This is a genomic window from Cobetia sp. 3AK (genome assembly GCF_029846335.1).
Classification (GTDB): domain Bacteria; phylum Pseudomonadota; class Gammaproteobacteria; order Pseudomonadales; family Halomonadaceae; genus Cobetia; species Cobetia marina.
Window position 1 is genome coordinate 1 of sequence record NZ_JARWKR010000005.1, and the last position, 21,252, is coordinate 21,252.

General features: G+C 61.8%; 22 protein-coding genes. 17 read left to right on the plus strand and 5 right to left on the minus strand.

Annotated features, from left to right (window positions below):
- Positions 1-586: BapA prefix-like domain-containing protein (locus tag QD228_RS08260; RefSeq protein ID WP_279875093.1), on the minus strand; the 586-nt coding region annotated here is incomplete at its 3' end.
- A 1,413-nt stretch (positions 587-1,999) separates the two neighbouring features.
- On the opposite strand from QD228_RS08260, the gene urtA reads away from it, so the two are divergent.
- The 14 genes from urtA to zigA all read left to right on the plus strand — a co-directional run bounded on the left by urtA (position 2,000) and on the right by zigA (position 15,554).
- Complete coding sequence (gene urtA, locus QD228_RS08265) at positions 2,000-3,274, plus strand: urea ABC transporter substrate-binding protein (protein ID WP_084208274.1); 1,275 nt, start codon at positions 2,000-2,002, stop codon at positions 3,272-3,274.
- A 179-nt stretch (positions 3,275-3,453) separates the two neighbouring features.
- A complete protein-coding gene (gene urtB, locus QD228_RS08270; RefSeq protein ID WP_279875423.1) occupies positions 3,454-5,061 on the plus strand; it encodes an urea ABC transporter permease subunit UrtB in 1,608 nt (535 codons plus the stop codon).
- 3 nt (positions 5,062-5,064) lie between these two features.
- Positions 5,065-6,234 (plus strand): urea ABC transporter permease subunit UrtC, encoded by a 1,170-nt coding sequence (urtC, locus tag QD228_RS08275; RefSeq protein WP_279875095.1) that lies wholly within the window; start codon positions 5,065-5,067, stop codon positions 6,232-6,234.
- Entirely contained in the window at positions 6,231-7,058 is an 828-nt protein-coding gene (urtD, locus tag QD228_RS08280; protein WP_279875097.1) for an urea ABC transporter ATP-binding protein UrtD, read from the plus strand. The genes urtC and urtD overlap by 4 nt, the downstream gene beginning before the upstream one ends.
- Positions 7,059-7,105: 47 nt before the next feature.
- Positions 7,106-7,849, plus strand: a complete 744-nt coding sequence (urtE, locus tag QD228_RS08285; protein WP_279875424.1) for an urea ABC transporter ATP-binding subunit UrtE — start codon at positions 7,106-7,108, stop codon at positions 7,847-7,849.
- 11 nt (positions 7,850-7,860) lie between these two features.
- Positions 7,861-8,757, plus strand: coding sequence for an urease accessory protein UreD (locus QD228_RS08290; protein ID WP_279875099.1), 897 nt, complete (start codon positions 7,861-7,863; stop codon positions 8,755-8,757).
- 42 nt (positions 8,758-8,799) lie between these two features.
- Positions 8,800-9,102 (plus strand): urease subunit gamma, encoded by a 303-nt coding sequence (gene ureA, locus QD228_RS08295; protein ID WP_024952521.1) that lies wholly within the window; start codon positions 8,800-8,802, stop codon positions 9,100-9,102.
- Positions 9,103-9,113: 11 nt separating this feature from the next.
- Positions 9,114-9,443, plus strand: coding sequence for an urease subunit beta (locus QD228_RS08300; protein ID WP_054556303.1), 330 nt, complete (start codon positions 9,114-9,116; stop codon positions 9,441-9,443).
- Between the two features lie 102 nt (positions 9,444-9,545).
- Positions 9,546-11,249, plus strand: a complete 1,704-nt coding sequence (ureC, locus tag QD228_RS08305; RefSeq protein ID WP_279875101.1) for an urease subunit alpha — start codon at positions 9,546-9,548, stop codon at positions 11,247-11,249.
- Between the two features lie 61 nt (positions 11,250-11,310).
- Positions 11,311-11,898 carry an urease accessory protein UreE gene (locus QD228_RS08310; RefSeq protein ID WP_279875102.1) on the plus strand — a complete coding sequence of 196 codons (588 nt, stop codon included), beginning with the start codon at positions 11,311-11,313 and terminating at the stop codon, positions 11,896-11,898.
- Positions 11,888-12,589, plus strand: a complete 702-nt coding sequence (locus QD228_RS08315; RefSeq protein WP_222429716.1) for an urease accessory UreF family protein — start codon at positions 11,888-11,890, stop codon at positions 12,587-12,589. Before QD228_RS08310 ends, QD228_RS08315 begins: the two co-directional genes overlap by 11 nt.
- 81 nt (positions 12,590-12,670) lie before the next feature.
- Entirely contained in the window at positions 12,671-13,309 is a 639-nt protein-coding gene (gene ureG / locus QD228_RS08320; protein WP_054556181.1) for an urease accessory protein UreG, read from the plus strand.
- A 104-nt stretch (positions 13,310-13,413) separates the two neighbouring features.
- Complete coding sequence (locus QD228_RS08325) at positions 13,414-13,998, plus strand: HupE/UreJ family protein (protein ID WP_279875103.1); 585 nt, start codon at positions 13,414-13,416, stop codon at positions 13,996-13,998.
- Positions 13,999-14,285: 287 nt separating this feature from the next.
- Complete coding sequence (zigA, locus tag QD228_RS08330) at positions 14,286-15,554, plus strand: zinc metallochaperone GTPase ZigA (RefSeq protein ID WP_279875105.1); 1,269 nt, start codon at positions 14,286-14,288, stop codon at positions 15,552-15,554.
- Positions 15,555-15,677: 123 nt separating this feature from the next.
- Here zigA and QD228_RS08335 read toward each other — a convergent pair whose 3' ends face one another.
- Both QD228_RS08335 and QD228_RS08340 read right to left on the minus strand, forming a co-directional pair.
- Positions 15,678-16,280: an NAD(P)H-dependent oxidoreductase gene (locus QD228_RS08335; protein ID WP_200017211.1), complete on the minus strand. Its 603-nt coding sequence runs from the start codon at positions 16,278-16,280 to the stop codon at positions 15,678-15,680.
- 19 nt (positions 16,281-16,299) lie between these two features.
- The gene (locus QD228_RS08340; protein ID WP_084208283.1) at positions 16,300-17,199 is read right to left on the minus strand and encodes an EamA family transporter; all 900 of its coding nucleotides are present in this window, start codon (positions 17,197-17,199) and stop codon (positions 16,300-16,302) included.
- Between the two features lie 209 nt (positions 17,200-17,408).
- On the opposite strand from QD228_RS08340, the gene QD228_RS08345 reads away from it, so the two are divergent.
- A complete protein-coding gene (locus QD228_RS08345; RefSeq protein ID WP_279875107.1) occupies positions 17,409-17,786 on the plus strand; it encodes a MarR family transcriptional regulator in 378 nt (125 codons plus the stop codon).
- Between the two features lie 69 nt (positions 17,787-17,855).
- Here QD228_RS08345 and QD228_RS08350 read toward each other — a convergent pair whose 3' ends face one another.
- Together QD228_RS08350 and QD228_RS08355 are read right to left on the minus strand one after the other, a co-directional pair.
- Complete coding sequence (locus QD228_RS08350) at positions 17,856-18,686, minus strand: metal ABC transporter permease (protein ID WP_279875109.1); 831 nt, start codon at positions 18,684-18,686, stop codon at positions 17,856-17,858.
- Positions 18,686-19,501 (minus strand): metal ABC transporter ATP-binding protein, encoded by an 816-nt coding sequence (locus tag QD228_RS08355; RefSeq protein WP_279875111.1) that lies wholly within the window; start codon positions 19,499-19,501, stop codon positions 18,686-18,688. Before QD228_RS08355 ends, QD228_RS08350 begins: the two co-directional genes overlap by 1 nt.
- Positions 19,502-19,633: 132 nt before the next feature.
- Here QD228_RS08355 and QD228_RS08360 point away from each other — a divergent pair, with 132 nt between their 5' ends.
- Together QD228_RS08360 and QD228_RS08365 are read left to right on the plus strand one after the other, a co-directional pair.
- On the plus strand, positions 19,634-20,707 hold the full coding sequence (locus QD228_RS08360; RefSeq protein WP_279875113.1) for a zinc ABC transporter substrate-binding protein: 1,074 nt from the start codon (positions 19,634-19,636) through the stop codon (positions 20,705-20,707).
- 92 nt (positions 20,708-20,799) lie between these two features.
- Positions 20,800-21,228, plus strand: coding sequence for a DUF4440 domain-containing protein (locus QD228_RS08365; RefSeq protein WP_279875115.1), 429 nt, complete (start codon positions 20,800-20,802; stop codon positions 21,226-21,228).
- The last annotated feature ends 24 nt before the right edge of the window (positions 21,229-21,252 follow it).

A 21,252-nucleotide genomic window follows, 5' to 3' on the forward strand; every position in this document is an offset into this window, starting at 1 on the left:
TCAGGGTCGGAGTCGTGTCATCGGTGCTGTCGCCAGAAGCCAGCTCGCCTGTGACAGGGTCCACGTCATCCACGATTGACACAATCTCGGGAGCGTCCGGGGCATTGGACGGGCTGGGCGTATCATCATCCTGGCTACCACCACCTGAATTGGTGCCACCGATCATTAGGCCCGTAGCACCTATCACGCCGAGTGCCGCCAGAGTCGTTCCTGATGCGCCCAATGTTGTGGCCAGAAAAGCGGACTCAATCGTATTTTCTACTGGTATGGCTTCGTAGGGGATATTGCCGGGAGACGTGCCGGCCATGTCGATGCGGTAGATATCGCCAGCGAAGTCATCACCCTGAAGATACAGGTGGCTTTCTTCCTGTGGATCGATATAGAAGCCGTCCAGGGTAATGACTTCACCATTCTGCAGTGTCAGGACAAGGTCATCACCCGAGCGAGACAGACCTGCGATTTCGTCGGGTGATATATCCAATGACACATCGGATGCTTCGTTGAGTCTGACTTCACGCACTTGACGAAGAACAGTGTCCTGTAAGGACAGACCGCTGTGTCCTGCGACCTTGGCATTGACCGGCATAGATGATTCTCCCTTGCAGTTTTTCTTTTTGATTCCTTTGTTAGGGGGAATCTTAAATATTGATCTGCGTCAAATCTACTGAGGGTTATCGCAGTTATTGCACAAAGCTATAGGGTGAGGATCATTTGTTCAGGAGCGATTGTTTATCTATCGTTTAATGAGTAGTAGGTTTTATTTTTCTATTACCTCGTGTTTGTAATGTTGAGAATCTCGTGTCGCAAAATGTCGCGATAATGTATATATTTTTTTCATAATGTATCTTTTTAGTAACTGGTTTTGTCTTTTGTGTTTCCTTCATTCGATTTTTGATGAATTGGCTAGTGATCATTTTTGGCCAAAAGCATGAGATGCGTAGTACTTGAAGATTAATCTTGCTGCTCTACAGTTAAACGATAATAAAACGTTTTACAGATATTTACACCTTGTATAGCCTGTGGCTGGTGCCTGTTGGGTATTATCCATGTCCAACTGTTCCGTCGAGGTGGCGACACAGTGAAGAGGGAAGACAGAGGTTTATGGGTTAGTAGAATCCAAAAATAGATACTGTTCTGCCATATAGTGATAGGTGGTAAATGGCATGAGTCTTATGCTGAAAGGGGAATTTCATCAATGCTGAGTCAGTATGAAAGAACTTGTCTTGAGGCGTTCAGGAATACCCATAGAGGTAAGCAGAAGGCATTGAGAGCCACGGCACTTCTACTTGTGGATGAGGGCATCAGTGCCAAGGTGGTGGCAATTCGATTGGGGGTGACAAAAGAATCGATTGTCAATTGGATTGATAGGTGGAAAGTGACTCGGTGGACGATGTTGGAGGACAGGCCCAGACCTGGTCGTCCTCCAAAATTCTCTGCAGTAGATAGAGCTGCGATAAAGCATCTGCTTGAGAGATACTCAGGAGATCTCTGCAAGGTGCAGTTCTACTTCGAGGTTGAGCATGGTAAATCCATCAGCCTGGTGACATTGCGAAAATACCGAAAGGAAATCCATCAGCGCTTGCCACCTCCTTCAGAAACGTTTCAGGGTAGTCATCCTGAGGGATGAGTCCGAGAAGATCATGGTCTTCTCGGGCATGCTGCCACTGTCTGAGAAGCCTGTTACACCTCCTGTTCCCTCTAGTGACCTTCTTGCATAACCATTCTAGAGAATGGTCATTCACTCGCCTCGAGTGGTTTTGGTATTCCTTGTTGACTCTGCATTGTCGTGGATCGGCCTATTTTGGTGCGGTGTGCTTGGCGTGCCTCATGATTATGCACTGTACTGGTGCGCTCTTTGCGCGCCCGATTCCTGACACCCTGTTTCCCTCCATCAGTTCGCCCCTGCTTATGACTGGCACATCAATTGCACTACCTCAGTCGGGATAACAAGTACAACAAGATACGAGGGAATGTCGTGAACAAGAAAATTGCTGCCGCAATGCTGTCCGCCTGTGTCGGTTTCTCGCTGGCCAATGTCGCCCAGGCGGAAGAGGGGCCGATCAAGGTCGGCATCCTGCATTCACTGTCCGGCACCATGGCGATCAGTGAATCGACTCTGAAAGACACCATGTTGATGCTGATCGAGAAGCAGAACGAGAAGGGCGGGCTGCTGGGACGCAAGCTGGAGCCCGTCGTGGTCGACCCGGCCTCCAACTGGCCGCTGTTTGCCGAGAAGGCGCGTGAACTGCTGGCGCAGGACAAGGTCGATGTCATCTTCGGCAACTGGACGTCCGTCTCGCGCAAGTCGGTGCTGCCGGTGGTCGAGGAGCTCAACGGCCTGTTGTTCTATCCGGTGCAGTATGAGGGCGAGGAGTCCTCGGAGAATGTCTTCTATACCGGGGCGGCGCCCAATCAGCAGGCGATTCCGGCAGTGGATTATCTGATGAACGACGTGGGCGTGGAGCGCTGGGTGCTGGCAGGCACGGACTATGTCTATCCGCGTACCACCAACAAGATCCTGGCCGCCTACCTCAAGTCTCACGGTGTGGCCGATGAGGATGTGATGGTCAATTACACGCCCTTCGGTCATTCCAACTGGCAGTCCATCGTCTCGGACATCAAGTCCTTCGGCAGCGCGGGCAAGAAGACAGCCGTGGTGTCCACCATCAACGGCGATGCCAATGTGCCGTTCTATCGTGAGCTGGCCAACCAGGGCATCGATGCCGAGGACATTCCGGTGGTGGCCTTCTCGGTGGGCGAGCAGGAGCTCTCGGGCATCGATACCGCGCCGCTGGTCGGGCATCTCGCGGCCTGGAACTACTTCATGAGCGTGGATAGCGACACCAACTACGACTTCATCGATGAGTGGATCGCCTACACCGGCAAGGAAGATGCCGTCACCAATGATCCGATGGAAGCCCACTACATCGGCTTCAACATGTGGATGGAAGCCGCTCGCAAGGCGGGCAGTGTCGAGGTCGATGCGGTCAAGGACGCCATCATCGGCGTATCCGTTCCCAACCTGACCGGCGGCTACGCCACCATGATGCCCAACCATCACATCACCAAACCGGTGCTGATCGGCGAGATCCAGGACAACGGTCAGTTCTCCGTCGTCTGGCAGACCCCCTCCACTGTGGCAGGCGATGCCTGGTCGGACTATCTGGAAGGTTCCAAGGACCTGATCAGTGACTGGCGCAAGCCGATGGAGTGCGGCAACTACAACGTCGTGACCCATTCCTGTGGGGCTCAACAGAACGTCGCCACGCAATGATGCGTAGCACGTTCTGAGAGTGAGGCGGCGCGCATGTGAACCTGCGTGCCGCCTCACTGAGTGTCGGCTCCGAGGTCGCGACGCCCTCGGAGACTGATGACGCCTTCGCGCGTTCACCATGGATGGCCTTCTTGATGTCTATCTCCGTTTCAACGATGTTCCGCTGGTGCTGGCAGAGGATGCTGCTGATCTGTCTTCTGTCATTCCCCCTGTTTGCCGCTGCCCAGTCCGAATCCGCGACTGGGCAGTCAGCGCGTCTGTCTGACAGCGCTGCCCAGACCTTGCTGACCCGACTTGCCGAGGCGCGCAATCCCGCCAAGCCGGCCGTGATCGATGAGATCGCCGTGAGCGGCGATGAGCGCGCGCGTGGCTGGCTGGAAGCCTTCTCCTCAAGCAAGCTGGCTCGCCTCAAGAGCGGCGAGCGCTTCCTGATCATCGACAGCAATCGCGGCCGCGAATGGGCCGTTTCCGACGCCCTGTCCGGCGACTCCGCCGGCAAGGTCTCGCGGCGTGAGCTCGAGACACTGCGCAGCAACAACTCGCTGCGCGGCCACATCGATGGCGTGCTGTCGATGATCGACCTGTCGTCCCCGGAGGCCGAGGTCCGGCTCACGGCGGCGCGCGGCCTGCGCGGCAGTGTCGATGAGACCATGGCCGAGCGGCTGCCGAGCCTGATCGAGCAGGAAGCCGATACTGATATCCGCGCCACCCTGGCGGAGGCGCTCGCCATCCAGCAGCTGGAAGCCAATGGCGACCCTGCGGCGCTGGAGACGCTGTCCGGCAGCCTGAACGCCGCGGCGATTGCCGCCATCAATGGTGCTGCGGCCAGTGATGACCCGCAGCTGGCCAAGGCCGCTCGGGTAGCACTGGCCGGTATCGAGCAGAAGCTCCAGCTCAACAGCGGGCTCGAGACGCTCTACTTCGGCCTCTCGCTGGGCTCGGTACTGGTGCTGGCTGCCATCGGGCTTGCCATCACCTTCGGTGTCATGGGCGTGATCAACATGGCGCATGGCGAACTGATCATGCTGGGCGCCTACACCACCTGGGGCATGCAGCAGCTGCTGCCCGGGCAGCCGGGACTGGCACTGCTGCTTTCCATTCCCGCAGGCTTTCTGGTCGCGGCGGCGGTGGGCGTCATCATCGAGCGCAGCGTCATCCAGCACCTCAAGGGGCGTCCGCTGGAGACCTTGCTGGCCACCTTCGGCATCAGCCTGATCCTGCAGCAGCTGGTGCGTACCACCATCTCGCCCCTGAATCGCATCGTGGTCACGCCGGAGTGGATGAGCGGCTCGCTGATGATCAACGAGGCGCTGTCATTGACGCTCAATCGCCTCTACATCATCGGCTTCGCGCTGTTCGTGTTCGCCGGCCTGATGCTGATCATGCGCCGCACCCGTCTCGGGCTCGAGGTGCGGGCGGTGACCCAGAATCGTGCCATGGCGCGCTCGATGGGCATCAAGGCGACGCGTGTCGACATCATGACCTTCGCACTCGGCTCCGGCGTTGCCGGCCTTGCCGGTGTCGCGCTCTCGCAGATCACCAACGTCGGGCCGAACCTGGGCCAGAACTACATTATCGACTCCTTCATGGTGGTGGTGTTCGGCGGGGTCGGCAATCTGTGGGGCACGCTGGTGGCCGGCATGTCGCTGGGACTGCTCAATCAGTTCCTCGAGCCCTGGGCGGGTGCGGTCCTCGCCAAGATCGTGGTGCTGGTCTTCATCATCCTGTTCATTCAAAAGCGCCCGCGGGGACTCTTCCCGCAGAAGGGCCGCGCCGCGGAGGGTTGATCCATGCCTGATTCACGTTCCTGGCTGGCGCGCCCCTTCACGGAGCGCTCCACCCAGATATTCCTGGCAGTCCTGACACTGTCGGTACTCGCGGTCACGCTGCTGCATGTGCTGCTGCCCGAGAGTAATCCGCTGCATGTCAGCACCTTCACCGTCACCTTGCTGGGCAAGTACCTGTGCTATGCGCTGCTGGCGGTGGCGGTGGATCTCGTCTGGGGCTACCTGGGCATCCTCAGCCTGGGCCACGGCGCCTTCTTCGCGCTGGGTGGTTACGCCATGGGCATGTACCTGATGCGCCAGGTGGGCGACCGCGGCGTCTATGGCAATCCGGAGCTGCCGGATTTCATGGTCTTCCTCAACTGGCAGGAGCTGCCGTGGTTCTGGCAGGGCTTTGACATGCCGGCCTTCGCCTTCCTGATGGTGCTGCTGGCACCGGGGCTGCTGGCGCTGGTGTTCGGATTCCTGGCCTTCCGCTCCCGCGTCACCGGTGTCTATCTCTCCATCATTACCCAGGCGCTGACCTTCGCCTTGATGCTGGCGTTCTTCCGCAACGAGATGGGCTTTGGCGGCAACAACGGCCTGACTGACTTCAAGGACATGCTGGGCTTCGATCTGCGCACGGATGCCATGCGCGTCGCGCTGTTCATCGCCAGTGGTGTGGCGCTGGGGCTCGGCTATCTGCTGTGTCGCGGCATCGTCGGCTCCAAGCTCGGGCGTTTGAGCATCGCCTGTCGCGACGCCGAGGCGCGCACGCGCTTTCTGGGCTATCGCGTCGAACGTGTGCAGCTGTTCATCTTCGTGGTCTCGGCGATGCTGGCCGGTGTGGCGGGAGCGCTGTATGTGCCGCAGGTCGGCATCATCAATCCCGGCGAGTTCTCGCCGCTGTTCTCCATCGAGGTGGTGGTGTGGGTGGCGCTCGGTGGTCGCGCGACGCTCTACGGCGCCGTGCTGGGCGCGTTGATCGTCAATTACGCCAAGACGGTGTTCACCGGCATCATGCCGGACGCCTGGCTGTTCGCTCTCGGCGGTCTGTTCGTGCTGGTCACCGTGCTGTTGCCCAAGGGCATCGCCGGCCTGTTCGCCCAGCGTGGCTGGGCCAGGCGTTCGCAGTCGTCGGCGGCCAAGACCGAATCGGCATCCGGTTCCCGCCCCATCGAGGAGGCCACTGCATGAGTCTGTTGAAAGAGATGGCCACGCGGGATCGCGTGTTCGACTTCCTGTCCCCGCGCGTCTCGCCGGTGGATGTGACCCACGGGCCGATCCTCTATCTGGAGGATGTCAGTGTCAGCTTCGATGGCTTCAAGGCGATCAATGACCTCAACCTGACCATCGACGATGGTGAGCTGCGCTGCATCATCGGCCCCAACGGCGCCGGCAAGACCACGATGATGGACATCATTACCGGCAAGACGCGCCCCGACAGTGGCTCGGTGTGGTTCGGCAGCCGCCACGATCTGCTGCACCTGAGTGAGCCGGAGATCGCCACCCTGGGCATCGGTCGCAAGTTCCAGAAGCCCACCGTCTTCGAGGCACTCAGCGTGTTCGAGAATCTCGAACTCGCGATGGCCACCGACAAGCGTATCTTCCCGACCCTGACCGCGCGCATGACCGGCGAGACTCGGGATCGGATCGAGGAAGTGCTGCAGACGATTCATCTCAAGGAATGGCATGCGCGCGAGGCGGGCATCCTGTCCCACGGCCAGAAGCAGTGGCTGGAGATCGGCATGCTGTTGATGCAGAAACCGCGTCTGCTGCTGGTCGATGAGCCGGTGGCCGGCATGACCGAGCAGGAGATGGAGCGCACCGCGGAGCTGCTGACCAGCCTGGCGGGCCGCCAGTCGGTGGTGGTGGTCGAGCACGACATGGGCTTCGTGCGCTCCATCGCACGCAAGGTCACGGTGCTGCATCAGGGCTCGGTACTGGCGGAAGGCAGCATGGATGCGGTATCGAGCGACCCGAAAGTCGTCGAAGTCTACCTGGGAGAGAGTGACGGATGACGCAAGCGCTGAACACCAAGGCACCGATGTCAGGCGGCGAGTCGCCGCTGCTGACCATCGACACGCTCAACCAGTTCTACGGGGAAAGCCATACGCTGTGGGACCTGACGCTGGAGATTCCCGTTGGGCAATGTACCTGCGTGATGGGCCGCAATGGCGTCGGCAAGACCACGCTGATGAAATGCATCATGGGCGAGGAGAGCGTCCGTGACGGCAAGCTCCTGTACCGCGCCGATGCCAGTGGCAACGATTCCGGTCGCGATTCCAGTAGCAATGAGCCGCTTGATCTGACGCGGCGCAAGCTCGAGGAGCGCGCCCGCCTGGGTGTCGGCTACGTTCCCCAGGGGCGGCAGATCTTCCCGATGATGACGGTGGAAGAGAATCTGCGCACCGGGCTTGCCGTGCGTCGCGATGGCCTGCGCCAGATTCCCGAGCGCATCTATGAGCTGTTCCCCGTGCTCAAGGAGATGCGTCACCGGCGCGGGGGCGACCTCTCAGGCGGCCAGCAGCAACAGCTCGCCATCGGCCGCGCGCTGGTGATCGAACCGCGCCTGCTGATTCTCGATGAGCCTGGCGAAGGCATCCAGCCCAATATCGTCGCCCAGATAGGCGAGGTCATCCGCCGCCTGATCAAGGAAGACGGCCTGACGGTGCTGCTGGTCGAGCAGAAGCTGCCCTTCGCGCGCAAGTACGCCGATCGCTTCGTGATCATGGATCGCGGCCGGCGGGTGGCTGAAGGCGAGATCGCGGCGCTGTCCGATGAATTGATCAAGCAGCACCTGACCGTATGACGATCCAGCGCATGATTTCCGCAGACGGCGCGACGGATGTCGCGTCCGGCCATCGCTTCGATGATCAGCGTCAGTGGCAGGCCTCGCTGGCGCTGCGCTTCGAGACCGACACCCGCGATGGCGCAGGCCCCATCACGCGTCTGACGCGTCGTCGCCACCACGGCCCGCTGCGCGTGCAGCGTCCTTTCTACCCCGAAGGCCGCCACGGCTGCTGCCATGTCTATCTGCTGCATCCCCCTGGCGGGCTGGTCAGTGGTGATGCGCTGCATATCACGGCAGAGGTCGAGCAGGGCGCGAAGGTGCTGTTGACCACGCCGGCGGCCGCCAAGCTCTACAAGGCGGATCGCAACGGCGTGGCCTGGGGCCAGCATACGCATCTCAAGGTCGCCAACGGCGCCACTCTGGAATGGCTGCCTCAGGAGACGCTGGCCTTCAATGGCTCGCGCGGCGAGCAGACCACCACTCTCGAGCTTGAGGGCAATGCTCGCTGTCTGGGCTGGGAAGTGCTGGCACTCGGCCGGCCCGTCGGTGAGCTGCCCTTCGTCAGCGGCCATCTGGAACAACGCTTTCGCCTGACGCGTGACGGCAAGCCAGTGTGGATCGAGCGCCAGTCGCTGGACCCGCTGCATCCGCGCTTCATGGGGCGCTGGGGGCAGGGCGGCTGCAGTGTCCAGGCCACGCTGTGGGCGGTGGGACTTGCAGATGAGCCGGAGGCCATCGAGGCCCTGCGCGAGGCGATGCCTGCCTCTCCGCGATGGGCGGTGACGCGCCGCGAGGGCGTGTTGCTGCTGCGCTATCTCGGCCATGAACGCAACGAGGCCTGGGCACTGTGCCAGCAGGCATGGCAGATCCTGCGCCCGATGATGACGGGGCTTGAGGCACAGGTGCCACGTATCTGGCTGACCTGACCTCGAGAGCCCCCACGCAATGACAACCACAAGAGCCACGACATGGAACTGACGCCAAGAGACAAGGACAAGCTGTTGCTGTTTACCGCAGCACTGCTGGCCGAGCGCCGCAAGGCCAAGGGCCTCAAGCTCAACTATCCGGAATCCATCGCGTTGATCAGCGCCGAGATTCTGGAAGGCGCACGCGAAGGATTGAGTGTGGCTGAGCTGATGGGGCGCGGGGCAGAGGTGCTGACCCGTGATGACGTGATGGAAGGCATCGCCGAGATGATTCCCGAGGTGCAGGTCGAGGCGACCTTCCCGGATGGCACCAAGCTGGTGACCGTTCACAACCCCATCGTGTGAGGTGAGCAATGATGATTCCCGGTGAATATCAGGTGGCGGACGGCGAGATCTCTCTCTGCGAGGACCGCCTGCGCACCACGCTCTCGGTCGGCAATCGCGGCGACCGACCGATCCAGATCGGCTCGCACTATCACTTTGCCGAGGCCAATCCGGCGCTGGTGTTCGATCGTGAGGCCGCCCTCGGGCAGCGCCTGGACATCGCCGCCGGAACGGCGATTCGCTTCGAGCCCGGGCAGACGCGTGACGTTACGCTGATTCCCTTCGCCGGCAGTCGCCACATCTATGGCTTCCGTGGCGAGGTGATGGGACAGCTCAAGGATGACGGCAGTGTCGAGCGCTGAGCGAGTGACAACCTTTCCGTCAAGGCGTCAGGCAATTGCGCCGACAGGCATTTACCTTGGAGCTCATTCAGAGACTGCGGCTCAGGGATCAAGAGGCAACCCATGAAGATAACGCGACAGGCCTATGCCGACATGTACGGCCCGACCACTGGTGATCGTGTGCGCCTGGGCGACACGGCACTGTGGATCGAGGTGGAGAAGGACTTCACCCACTATGGCGAAGAGGTGAAGTTCGGCGGTGGCAAGGTGATTCGCGATGGCATGGGCCAGAGCCAGCGCGCCGATGACAGCGTGATGGATACCGTGATCACCAATGCGCTGATACTGGACTGGTGGGGCATCGTCAAGGCGGATGTCGGTCTCAAGGCCGGGCGCATCGCGGCCATCGGCAAGGCCGGCAATCCCGACACCCAGCCTGACGTGGATATCGTGATCGGCCCGGGCACCGAGATCATCGCCGGCGAGGGCAAGATCCTGACTGCCGGCGGTGTCGACCCGCATATCCACTTCATCTGCCCCCAGCAGGTGGAAGAAGCGCTGATGAGCGGCATCACCACCATGCTCGGCGGTGGGACGGGGCCGGCCACCGGCACCAATGCCACCACCTGTACGCCGGGGCCCTGGCATATCGGCAAGATGCTGCAGGCGGTGGACAGCCTGCCGATGAACATCGGCTTGCTCGGCAAGGGCAATGCCTCGCTGCCCGAGGGGCTGGAGCAGCAGATCGAGGCCGGCGTGATCGGCCTCAAGCTGCATGAGGACTGGGGCACCTCGCCGGCCTCCATCGACAACTGTCTGACAGTCGCCGATGCCTACGATGTGCAGGTGGCGATCCATACCGACACCCTGAATGAATCAGGCTTCGTCGAGGATACGCTGGCGGCCTTCAAGGACCGTTGCATCCATACCTTCCACACCGAAGGCGCCGGTGGCGGCCATGCGCCGGACATCATCACTGCCTGTTCGCGCCTCAATGTGCTGCCGTCCTCCACCAACCCGACGCGGCCTTACACCGTCAACACGGTGGATGAGCATCTCGACATGCTGATGGTCTGCCACCACCTGGACCCGAGCATCCCCGAGGATGTGGCCTTCGCCGATTCGCGCATTCGCCGCGAGACCATCGCCGCCGAGGACATCCTGCATGATCTGGGTGTCATCTCGATGATGTCCTCGGATTCCCAGGCGATGGGTCGTGTGGGCGAGGTGATCTGCCGCACTTGGCAGACCGCGCACAAGATGCGCGAGCAGCGTGGCCTGCTGGCGGAGGATGCCGAGCGTGGCACCGACAACTTCCGTGCCCGCCGCTATATCGCCAAGTACACCATCAACTCGGCCATTACCCACGGTATCGCCCATGAGGTCGGCTCCATCGAGGTCGGCAAGCTGGCGGATCTGGTGCTGTGGTCACCGGCGTTCTTCGGCGTCAAACCGGCCTGCATTCTCAAGGGCGGCACGATCGCCGCCGCGCCGATGGGCGACCCGAATGCCTCGATTCCCACGCCGCAGCCAGTGCATTACCGCCCAATGTTCGGCGCCTTCGGCAAGGCAGCCAGCGCCACGCGCCTGACCTTCGTCTCCCAGGCGGCACTCAAGGCCGGTGTCGGCGAGGCCCTCGGACTCGACAGCCCGTTGTCCGCCTGTCGCGACGTACGCCAGGTGCGCAAGCGTGACATGAAACTCAACGATGCCTGCCCGGAGCTCAAGGTCGACCCCGAGACCTACGAAGTCTTCGCCGACGGTGAGCTTCTGACCTGTGAGCCTGCCACCGAGCTGCCCCTGGCCCAGCGCTACCACCTGTTCTGAAGGCCTGTTCTGAGGGCCTGTTTCAAGAGCCTGTTCTGACTCCCTATTCGAGATTGACGCCATGATGGAACTGATACATCGCCTGCCAGACGCCAGTGGCTCAGGCGACCCAGCGAGCGCTCACACCGAGGCGGAGCCTCTGGATACCTTGACTCTGCCGCTGGAGCTGCGCATCCGCGGGCGGCTGCGTGCCACCACGGACGGCGGGCGCGAGGTCGGCCTGTTTCTGGATCGCGGACCGGTGCTGCGTGACGGCGATCGGCTGGCCTCGCGCGAGGGCGAGGTAATCTGCATCCGCGCCGCGGATGAGCCGGTAGTGACTGCCCACATCGCCGCCGGGCGTCCGATGGCGGCGCTCTGCTATCACCTGGGCAATCGCCATGTGCAGCTGGCGATCGGCATGCAGGATGAAGGGACCGACACGGAAACCGGCTGGGTGCGCTTCCCGCCGGATCACGTGCTGGAAGCGCTGGCCGAGCGCCTTGGCGCGACCCTCACCCATCACGAGGCGCCCTTTGATCCTGAGCCGGGCGCCTATGCCCAGGCGGGACAGGGGACTCATTCTCACGATCATGGTCATTCGCACGGGCATGAGCACAGCCACGGTCATTCTCACAGCCACGCCCATGAGCACACGCATGAGCATTGATGCCATGGCGGGCCTGCCGGCTCAGGAGGACCTGGCACTGCTGGGGCTCCTGCAGCTGGTGAGTCCGGCCTTGCCCATCGGTGCCTTTGCCTGGTCCCAGGGGCTGGAAAGTGCCTTCGAACTGGGGTGGGTCACTCAGGAGCAGGAGCTTGGCGAGTGGATCGACGGCGTGCTGGAAGACGGGCTCGGCCGTTGCGAACTGCCGTTGCTGGTGCGCCTGCAGCAGGCATGGGCCGAGGAGGATGCGGCGGCGCTCAATGAGTGGGATGGCTGGCTCAAGGCGACACGCGAAACCGCCGAACTCAGCGATGAGGACGCGCGTCTCGGGGCGGCGCTGCTGCGCCTGCTCAGAAGCCTCGCGCTTGAACCACCAGCGGCGCTGATGCCCGAGACACCGGGCTACGTCACGGTGTTCGCCTGGGTGGCGCACCAGCGTGGGGTGCCACTGCGCCAGACCTTGATCGGCTTTGCCTGGGCCTGGCTGGAAAACCAGCTGGCGGTGGCCTGCAAGGCCATGCCGCTGGGGCATACCGCCGCGCAGCGCCTGACCGAGCAACTGCGCCCCCGCGTGGTGGAGGTCGTCGCACAGGCACTTGAGCGCCCGGATGCAGCGCTTGGCCCGATACTGCCGGGGCTGGCGCTCGCCTCCGCACAGCACGAAACCCAATATTCCCGTCTGTTCAGGAGTTGATTGAACGCCGCCTGTCCTGAGGCGGCGGCGCCTGAACCGACCGACACGAACGCCTGATATCTCACGAGAAAGGAAGCTGTCATGAAGCATTGTCTACGCGTAGGAGTGGGGGGGCCGGTGGGCTCCGGCAAGACGGCGCTGTTGCGTCAGCTGTGTCTGGCCCTGCGCGATCACTACGACATCGGGGTGGTCACCAATGACATCTACACCCGCGAAGATGCCGATTTCCTGCTGCGCCATGAAGCGCTGGAGGCGGACCGCATTCTCGGCGTCGAGACCGGCGGCTGTCCGCATACCGCGATCCGCGAAGACGCCTCGATGAATCTGGCGGCCATCGATGATCTCCAGGCCCGCCATCCGAACATGGAGCTGGTGCTGGTGGAATCCGGCGGTGACAACCTGTCCGCGACCTTCAGCCCCGAACTTTCCGATCTCACGCTCTATGTGATCGACGTCTCGGCAGGTGACAAGATTCCGCGCAAGGGCGGGCCGGGCATCACCAAGTCCGACCTTCTGATCATCAACAAGATCGACATCGCCGAGCAGGTGCATGCCTCGCTTGAGGTGATGGACCGCGACTCGCGCAAGATGCGTGGCGAGCGGCCCTTCGTGTTCGCCAACCTGTATGACGGCGTCGGCCTGGAAGAGATCATCGCCTTCATTCTGGATCGCGGCATGCTGCCGGAGCGCCGCCCGGAAAAGCTGGCCGCACAGGCCTGACGGCGCAGCGTTTTCTGCCGCTTGCCAGGAATCCATTGTCTCCCGGTAGTCGACACATGACGGATATCGGGTGAATTCATCATCATCTTGTTCAGGAATGACACATGAAGCGTTCTCACTCCGCACTGCTGGCCACCTCGCTGCTGCTGGTGGCGACCTCGGCCTCCGCACACCCCGGCCATGATGCCCACGGACTGATGGCCGGCCTGACGCATCCCTTCACCGGGCTGGATCACCTGCTGGCCATGCTGGCCATCGGGATCTGGAGCGCGCGCCAGTCACGGGTCTTGAGGTTTGGCACGCCGCTGCTGATGGTCGTCGGCATGCTGGCGGGGGCGGGCATCGCGCTGCTCAGCGGTGGTCAGGCCCTGCATGCGCTGATCGCCGAGCAGGGCATTCTGCTCTCGGTACTGGTGTCCGGTGCTCTGGTGGCATTGCTGCTGCGTCTGCCGACTCTGGCTGGTGCCGTCATGGTGGCCGGCTTCATGGCCTTCCACGGCTTCGCCCACGCGCTGGAAATGCCGGCGGCTGGCAGTGCCATGGGTTACATGGCGGGCTTCGTGGTCGCGACACTGGCCCTGGCGTTGCTGGGCCGTGCAGTGGGTCAGCGCCTGATGAGCGTGCCAACCATCGCGTCTCGTCTGGTGGGTGGGGCAGTGATGGCCTCTGCCGTGATGATGGCGGTCTGATTGTCACCTGACATTCTGCTCACGACGAGAAACGCCCCGCTGGCTTGCCAGCGGGGCGTTTTCTTTCTTTCTGATGCTGATGAGACAAGAAGGTGGGGCGGTTCATCAGAAAATGGCTGACGGAAGATTATGTTATAACGTATCATTTGTCGCATCTGATGATCGAGAAACCAGCGGTCCCCCACGTCCAGGCACTCACCTGTCCCTCGCCCTGACCCTGCGCCGGCAAGAATGCCTCCAGGCGAAAGCGACGTGGCCAAGACCCTATCCTATCGAGGTACCGCCTGATGACTTCCCCCCGAGTGTCTCCAACGCAATCCCCGTCTCAAGCCCTGTCGCGGCCCCTGCCACAATCCCTGCCAGTCACTGTGCTGTCCGGTTTTCTGGGCGCCGGCAAGACGACGCTGCTCAATCACATCCTGGCCAACCGCGAAGGGCGGCGGGTGGCGGTGATCGTGAATGACATGAGCGAGGTCAATATCGACGCCGCCATGGTGCGTGGCGTACCCGGCACAGGCAGCGAGGTGGCGCTCAATCGCGCCGAGGAGCAGCTGGTGGAGATGAGCAATGGCTGCATCTGCTGCACGCTGCGCGAGGACCTGCTCATCGAGGTGCGCCGGCTGGCCGAGGAGGGGCGCTTCGACTGCCTGGTGATCGAGTCCACCGGCATTTCCGAGCCACTGCCGGTGGCGGAAACTTTCACCTTCGAGGATGAGGATGGCCAGTGCCTCTCCGATGTCGCGCGCCTCGACACCATGGTCACCGTCGTGGATGGCGCCAATTTCCTTGCTCAGTATCGCGAGGCGCAGTCACTGGCCGACGCCGGGGAAAGCCTCGGCGAGGACGATGAGCGCAATGTCGCCGACCTGCTGGTTGACCAGATCGAGTTCTGCGATGTGCTGCTGATCAGCAAGACGGACATGATCGAGGCAACCCAGCTGGATGAGCTGACGGCCGTGCTGCGCTCGCTCAACCCGGAAGCCGAGATTCTGCCCATGACGCAGGGCGCCGTGCCGCTTTCCAAGGTGCTGGACACCGGTCGCTTCAGTTTCGATCGTGCACAGCAGGCACCGGGCTGGCTGAAGGAGATGCGCGGCGAGCACGTGCCGGAGACTGAGGAGTACGGCATCTCGAGCTTCTCCTACCATGCGCGCGTGCCGTTCCATCCCGAGAAATTCCACCAGCTGCTCCACGGGGACTGGTTCGGTGGCAAGCTGCTGCGCTCCAAGGGCTTCTTCTGGCTGGCCACGCGCCCGCAGTTCGCGGGGCAGTGGAACCAGGCCGGTGGCATCGCTCACTACGGATTCGGCGGCATGTTCTGGAAGGCGGTACCGAAGGTCGAATGGCCTGAAGACCCCGAGTATCTGGCGTCGATCCAGGAAAAATGGCAAGAGCCCTTCGGCGACATGCGCCAGGAGCTGGTGTTCATCGGCCAGAACCTGGAGGAAGCCCGTATCCGCCAGGCGCTGGACGACTGTCTGCTCGATGACGCCACGCTGCTGGCGGTCAAGGAAGCCTGGCGTATTCTGCCGGACCCATTCCCCGCCTGGGAATGAGTGATGGGCAGATAGTGCCCGATGACTCTCGCGCCCCATGACAACGCCCCACTGATCATTGGTCAGTGGGGCGTTGTCATGGTGGATGAGAAGACGTCAGAGCCAGCCCTGCTGGCCAGAGCATTACATCCCGAAGGCAAAGCTCCTTGAGGGGACGCCCGGCAAGTCTCTTATCGGCGTGAGGGCGCGTGCATAGTGGGCCAGCAGGCTCATGGTGTAGCGGCTCCGAGCCTCGAACGGTTCATCGTGACACAACGAATCAGCATCAATCAGGCTATCGACCTGACGAAAGATCAGCTGCTCCGGAATCAGGCACAGGTGATTGTTCTTTGTCCCGCTCATGCGCAGCTCGGCAATGGGATACACCCCGTTGTCTGCCGCAGATACCCCTGCCAGCAATCCAGCCTTGTGCCCCAGCTCATGTTGGGTGCACAGCATGAGAAAGTTCTTGGCCGCCGGTGTGGCCATGCCATGCCACTCGGGCGTGACTAGAATCACGGCATGGGCTGCCTGCACCCGTTGTCGAAGGTCCGGCATGTCGGACCAATGGCCTACATGACTGTCAAGATCAGTGTCCCACAAGGGGAGTGGTGTCTTGCCAAGGTCAAGAATGTCACAGTCCGCAAAGCCGCTAGAAAGGGCCTGACGTTCCAGAAATCGTGCGCATCGCAGGCTGGCGGATTCAGGGCGTTGACTGGCGACGATGATCATCAGGTGCAAGTTCATGGTGAGTTCCTTGGGAGTGTCATTGGGTAGGTGCAGGTTGGCTGCGTTGAGCGACATGTCGCTTGAGTGAGAATCCGAGAGGGAGTGTCAGGGCCGTGAGAATGCACAAGGTGCCAAGCCATTGAAGCGGTCCGAATGACTCGTCCATCCATAGGAAGCCCAATACCGTCGCGGTCAGCGGACTCAAGGTCCCCAGCAGAGAGGCGGAGAAGGCGGACATTTTCTGGATGCCGGCGAACCAGAGCCCATACCCGAGCACGCCCCCCAGAAGGATCAGGTATCCGTAGCCAAGCAGATGACGAGGATCGAGGGAGGTGGGGATCCCTTCCGACCAGGCAGCCAGGGGGAGCAGCAAGAGCCCGCCGAACACCAGTTGCCAACCAGTCAGGCTCAATTGACTGACGTCGGGCGGACGTGCCCAGCGTTTGCTCAAGACGATGCCGGCTGCCATCGAGAGCGCGCCGAGCAGGGCAAATCCGAGTCCCGCCGGGTCCAGCCCGTTCTGATCGGGAGTGACCAGCAGCACCACACCCCCCACGCCGAAGCCACATTGCAGTACTGCCGTCACGCTGAAGCCGGTGCCTAGCCACCAGCGGCTCAATAGCAGTACCCACACCGCCTGGCTGGCCAGCAGCAGTGCGGCCAGGCTACCGGGAATGCGGTAGGCAGCGGCGAACAGGCAAGTGAAGAACAGCCCGATATTGAGCGTGCCGAGCACCATGGCCTTCAACCACCACCCACCTGTCAGGGTCTGCCGAGTCCAGAGAAGTATGAGTATCCCAGCGGGGATGGCGCGGATGGCCGCTGCAGTGAAGGGGGTATCCAGGGGCAGCAGGGTCTGCGTCACCAGATAGGTGCTGCCCCATATGATCGGGGCCATGGCGGTCATGGCCAGGCTTCTGGCGTTGGTGAGTGGCATAGCTGTCTCTCCTGAAAGTATCTTTCTTAAAAGATATATTTACAGTACTCGCAAATCTCCAGAGATCAAAGTATCTTTTTGAAAAGATATTCAGGAGAGACATGATGACGGATGGTGTGGATCGTATTCTTGCGCAGTGGGAGGTGGCTCGCCCCGACCTGGATTGTCGTCCGATGGGCATTTTCGGACGTCTTCGCCGAGCTGGTCGATTGTTCAGTCCAGCCATGGAGCAGGTGTTCGAGAGGTTTGGCCTGTCTGCTGTCGAGTTCGATATCCTGGCGACACTGCGACGTTCTCGAGAACCGCTGACGCCGACTCAGCTGTATCAGACGTTGATGCTCTCTTCTGGCGCCATGAGCACGCGGATTGATCAGTTGGTAAAGCGAGGGCTGTTGCAGCGACAGGCCAGTTATGAAGATCGGCGCAGCAATCGCGTCGTGCTGACGAAGGAAGGGCGTCATCTGATCGACGATGCCCTGGCGGGGCATGTCGAGAACCTGCATCAGATGGCGAGTGTGCTGGACAGTGAGGAGCAGGAGCAGCTTGCCCGTCTATTGCGCAAGCTGCTAATTGACGCAGAAAAGTAGTCGTCTCGCCATTCGGCGTTCCGGCATCCTGTCAGTGTCTGAGAGGCTCACTCGACTCGCTTTCGTGGATCAGGTGCGTCGGGGGGCTGTGCGGGAGGCCAGACGCGAGAGCTGTGCCGATACGCTGCTCAGGGCAAACAGCGAGGCGGCGAGACACACGATGGTCGGGCCGGTGGGGGTATCCAGCCAGTAGGCCGCCTGCAGTCCGCCGGTGGTGGAAATCCCGCCGATGATGGCAGCGGCAACCGCCATGAGTTCGGGGGTGTGGCAGAAGCGGCGTGCCGTGGCCGCCGGGATGATCAGCAGGGCGGTGATCAGAAGCGCCCCGACCACCTTCAGGGCGACCGCGACCACCACGGCCAGCGACAGTGTCAGCACCAGCTGCTCGCGTCGTGGGTTGATGCCGCTGGCACGCGCCAGGTCTTCATTGAGCGTGGCGGTGAGCAATGCCGACCAGCGCCAGCGGAGCAGCCCGAGGACCAGCAGGCCGCCTGTGGCGATGATGGCGAGATCCGTCTTGCTGACGGCCAGGATATCGCCGAACAGATAGGCCATCAGGTCGATCCGTACGCCAGGCAGGAAGGAGACGGCGACCAGCCCGAAGGCGAGCGCGGAGTGCGCCATGACGCCAAGCAGGGTGTCCATGGCATAGCCGCGTCCGCTGAGCAGGGTCACCAGCGTCGCCATGATCAGCGAGACGATGAGCACGCCTGCCAGCATTGAGGTGGACATCAACAGTGACAGCGCCACCCCGAGAATTGCGGCGTGGGCCGTGGCATCGCCGAAATAGGCCATGCGCCGCCAGACGACGAAACAGCCCAGGGGCGCTGCCGCAAGCGCCACGGCAATGCCTGCCAGAGCGGCGCGGACCATGAAGTCGTCCATGAGGGCGTCAAGCATCAGTGCAATCTCTCTGTGATCGGTGTCGCGGGTGTCGTGAGGGGCTGTGCAGGCGGCGGCACCCTGTCATCCATCGGCGGCGCCGTGTGGCTGTGTCGATGACTGTGTCGATGGCTGTGTCGATGGTCATGTCGGTAGAAGGCGAGGGCGTCAGCGGTGTCGAGTCCGAACAGATCCTGATAGGCCGGTGAGGCCATGACGCGCTCTGGCGTGCCCTGGCAGCAGACGTGCCCATGCAGGCAGACGACGCGGTCCGAGGCTCGCATCACCACATGCAGTTCGTGGCTGACCATCAGCACTCCGCAGCCGAGGGTGTGACGGACGCGATCGATCTGACGATAGAAATCCGCGATGCCACGATGATCCAGGCCTTGGGTCGCCTCATCCAGCAGCAGGAGATCAGGCGAATCCAGCAGTGCACGGGCCAGCAGAATTCGCTGTAACTGACCTCCGGAGAGACTGGCGATCTGCTGAACCTCGGCACCGGGAATGCCAGCCTGCAGGAGGGCATGGGCCACGGCATCCAGCGAGTGTCGATGTGGCAGGTTCAGGAAGCGTTCCACCGTCATCGGCAGCGTCGGGTCAAGGCTCAGACGTTGAGGGACATAGCCGATCTTGAGCCCCGGCTCTCGTTGTATCCGACCGTGCGACGGAGCAATGGACCCGATGATGCTGCGAAGCAGCGTGGACTTGCCGGACCCATTGGGGCCTACGAGGGTGACGATTTCACCGCGTTCCACCTGTAGCTCGATCTCCTCGAGAATGCGGTGCTTGCCGAGGGTGACGCAGAGGTTCTCGATCGATAACAGCGGCATGGGGAGCAGGCCCTTGAAGAATGACAACGTTGACGGTTCAGTGATCGTAAGTGTTATGTTATAACATATTGAGTCGAGGCGGTAGCGTCTCCGAACTTCCTTCCGTGTCATCGCATCTTCTGGAGAACCGTCATGCGCAATCGGTTGCTGCCCTTACTCTCGCTGCCAGTATTGATGCTGCCCGCCGTGGCCATGGCGGAGGTGCCCTCCGTCGCGGTGGACATCCCGCCGGTGCATTCACTGGTCTCGCGCGTCATGGGGGAGCTGGGCAGTCCCGAGCTTGTCATCCAGTTAGGCGCTTCACCGCATGGTTATTCCATGCGCCCCTCCGAGGCCAAGGCACTGTCCGATGCGGATGTCGTGTTCTTCGTCAGTGATGACCTGACGCCCTGGCTTGCCAAGGCGCGTGCGTCGCTGGCCGCGGATGCCGACACCCTCGAGCTGATGGAAGTGCCCGGCACCCTTCATCTGCGCTATCGCGAGGGCGCCACCTTCGAAGCGCATCATCATGATGATGAGGTGTCTTTTGAACATGATGAAGTGCATGGCGATCACGAAGAGCATCACGATGGTGATCATGAAGAGCACGGTGACCATGACGAGCATCATGATGGCGGTTACGAAGCCCATGCGGAGCACGACGAGCATCACGACGGCCATGACGAGCACCATGAGCATGCCCACGCTGGCATGAACCCGCATGGCTGGCTGGACCCGATGAATGCGCGTCTCTGGCTGGCGGCGATCGCGGAATCGCTGGCAGCGCAGGACCCGGAGCATGCTGCGACCTATCGCAGGAATGCCCAGACGGGCCAGCGGGAGCTCGACGCCATGACAGAGTCACTGTCAGCGCGTCTGGCACAGGTGCAGGGCACTCGCTACATCGTCTTCCATGATGCCTACCAGTACTTCGAGCACCGCTTCGATGCTCCCGCGTCCGGTGCCATCTCACTGGGGGATGCCTCCACGCCCAGCCCGGCGCGCGTCAAGGAGATCCAGGCGCGCGTGGCGCGGGACAACATCCAGTGCGTCTTCCGTGAGCCACAGTACAACCCGGCGTTGATCGAGAGTGTCTTCGAGGGGACCGGCGTCAAGACCTCCATCGTCTTCGAGCCGCTGGGGGTCGGGCTGCCGCTGGGCGAGACACTCTATCCGCAGCTGATCGAGCGCCTGGGGCAGGGCATCCTGCGGTGCGCCGACGCCTGAGCGATCACGTGACATCAGGGCGGGGAGGCCGGCAGCCCCCCGTCTTTCTTTCCATATCCTCAAGAGCCTCATCCTCAAGGGAGAGCTACAGCATGTCCCATCCGACGTCCCCTCCATTGACGGAACGTGACGCTGAATTCTGCATCAATGCCGCGACGCGCACGCTTGAGCGCTGGGCGATCGCCGTCACGCGTGGGGAAAAGGAAACGCTTCTCTCGCTGTATGCCGAGGACGCGATTCTGGTGCCGACGGTCGCCGATGATGTGCGTGAGAATCGCCAGCAGCGGCAGGCCTATTTCGATGGTTTTCTCGCCAATGAGGCGCTGGCCTGCGAGCTGGGTGAGTACTCGCCACGGGTCAGTCGCAAGCTGGGCACCGTGGTGATCGGCGGCCATTACACCTTCGAGTATCGCGTCGCTGAAGAGACGGTCACGATTCCGGCCCGCTTTCTGTTCACCTTCGAGGAGATCCTCGGCGAGTGGAAGATTACCGGCCATCATTCCTCGCGACTGGCGGGATGACCCTGCGCTGACGGCGAGCCGTCC

Excerpts from the sequence above, each read along its gene's own strand:
- urtA (WP_084208274.1), top strand. The coding sequence starts at position 2,000 with ATGCTGTCCGCCTGTGTCGGTTTCTCGCTGGCCAATGTCGCCCAGGCG.
- urtB (WP_279875423.1), top strand. The coding sequence starts at position 3,454 with ATGCTGCTGATCTGTCTTCTGTCATTCCCCCTGTTTGCCGCTGCCCAG.
- urtC (WP_279875095.1), top strand. The coding sequence starts at position 5,065 with ATGCCTGATTCACGTTCCTGGCTGGCGCGCCCCTTCACGGAGCGCTCC.
- urtD (WP_279875097.1), top strand. The coding sequence starts at position 6,231 with ATGAGTCTGTTGAAAGAGATGGCCACGCGGGATCGCGTGTTCGACTTC.
- QD228_RS08290 (WP_279875099.1), top strand. The coding sequence starts at position 7,861 with ATGATTTCCGCAGACGGCGCGACGGATGTCGCGTCCGGCCATCGCTTC.
- ureA (WP_024952521.1), top strand. The coding sequence starts at position 8,800 with ATGGAACTGACGCCAAGAGACAAGGACAAGCTGTTGCTGTTTACCGCA.
- QD228_RS08300 (WP_054556303.1), top strand. The coding sequence starts at position 9,114 with ATGATTCCCGGTGAATATCAGGTGGCGGACGGCGAGATCTCTCTCTGC.
- ureC (WP_279875101.1), top strand. The coding sequence starts at position 9,546 with ATGAAGATAACGCGACAGGCCTATGCCGACATGTACGGCCCGACCACT.
- QD228_RS08310 (WP_279875102.1), top strand. The coding sequence starts at position 11,311 with ATGATGGAACTGATACATCGCCTGCCAGACGCCAGTGGCTCAGGCGAC.
- QD228_RS08315 (WP_222429716.1), top strand. The coding sequence starts at position 11,888 with ATGAGCATTGATGCCATGGCGGGCCTGCCGGCTCAGGAGGACCTGGCA.
- ureG (WP_054556181.1), top strand. The coding sequence starts at position 12,671 with ATGAAGCATTGTCTACGCGTAGGAGTGGGGGGGCCGGTGGGCTCCGGC.
- QD228_RS08325 (WP_279875103.1), top strand. The coding sequence starts at position 13,414 with ATGAAGCGTTCTCACTCCGCACTGCTGGCCACCTCGCTGCTGCTGGTG.
- zigA (WP_279875105.1), top strand. The coding sequence starts at position 14,286 with ATGACTTCCCCCCGAGTGTCTCCAACGCAATCCCCGTCTCAAGCCCTG.
- QD228_RS08335 (WP_200017211.1), bottom strand. The coding sequence starts at position 16,280 with ATGAACTTGCACCTGATGATCATCGTCGCCAGTCAACGCCCTGAATCC.
- QD228_RS08340 (WP_084208283.1), bottom strand. The coding sequence starts at position 17,199 with ATGCCACTCACCAACGCCAGAAGCCTGGCCATGACCGCCATGGCCCCG.
- QD228_RS08350 (WP_279875109.1), bottom strand. The coding sequence starts at position 18,686 with ATGCTTGACGCCCTCATGGACGACTTCATGGTCCGCGCCGCTCTGGCA.
- QD228_RS08355 (WP_279875111.1), bottom strand. The coding sequence starts at position 19,501 with ATGCCGCTGTTATCGATCGAGAACCTCTGCGTCACCCTCGGCAAGCAC.
- QD228_RS08360 (WP_279875113.1), top strand. The coding sequence starts at position 19,634 with ATGCGCAATCGGTTGCTGCCCTTACTCTCGCTGCCAGTATTGATGCTG.
- QD228_RS08365 (WP_279875115.1), top strand. The coding sequence starts at position 20,800 with ATGTCCCATCCGACGTCCCCTCCATTGACGGAACGTGACGCTGAATTC.